This is a genomic window from Glutamicibacter sp. 363, assembly GCF_052379505.1.
Classification (GTDB): Bacteria; Actinomycetota; Actinomycetes; order Actinomycetales; family Micrococcaceae; genus Glutamicibacter.
The window spans coordinates 1-811 of the sequence record NZ_JBQSYR010000083.1 but is presented as its reverse complement, the minus strand read 5'-3'; the positions used below and the strand labels follow the sequence as shown (position 1 = coordinate 811).

The window sequence follows — 811 nt, the reverse complement described above, 5'->3', positions numbered from 1 at the left end:
GCTATTGGCCGGGCGACTATGGCCAATCACGGAATGCGGCAGCTCGATACGACTCTTCTATGTCTGTCAAGCCGCTTCCTGCACCTTTTTTGCTTGGGCCGCGACAGTCAGGATTCTGAAAATACGACGGGCAAGATAGCGCTTGACGCAACGTCGAATTTCCCTGTCGGTCTTGCCTTCGGAGCGACGCTTCTCGACGTAGTCGCAGGTCTCCGTATCGTAGGTCATCCTGGTGATCGCAGCCATGTGTAAGGCGCTGTTGAGCCGTCTGTCGCCGCCCCGGTTCAGCCGGTGGCGCACGGTGTTTCCCGACGATGCGGGGATGGGATTCACGCCGGCCAGACAGGCAAAGGCAGCCTCGCTACGGACCCGTCCCTCGTGTGACCACGCCACCAAGCATTTCGCCGCGGTCACCGCACGGAAACCCTTCTCCTCGAGCAAGGGTGCCGCCTCGCTGACCTTGACCAGCTCGTCCAACTTTTGCTCGTTAGACTTCAGCTGCCCATCCAGGTCCAGGATATGTTTTGCGAGGCGGACCGCCTCGGCACGTGCGATACCCATGGCCAGTTCTTCCTCGCGCTCACGCCACCGGGAGATCTCCTCGATCTGGACCGGGGTGAGCTTCTTGCGGGCATCGATGTCGAGGTCGTTGCTTCGCACCAAGGCGTTCAAGGCATTGACCGAGCGCGTCCGGTCCTTGGACATGGATTCGCGGGCGGTCACCAAGATCCGCAAGCCCTGGCGGATCCCTTCATTCAGGCGGGGACGGCGCAGTTTCTCCACCGGCAACGGCAGCACGGCCATAGCAATC

General features: G+C 61.3%; 1 protein-coding gene. It reads right to left on the bottom strand.

From position 1 onward, the window contains the following. Nucleotides 1–66: 66 nt before the first annotated feature. On the bottom strand, nt 67–811 hold a 745-nt coding region (locus ACT3UA_RS18955; protein WP_444617885.1), incomplete at its 5' end, for a transposase.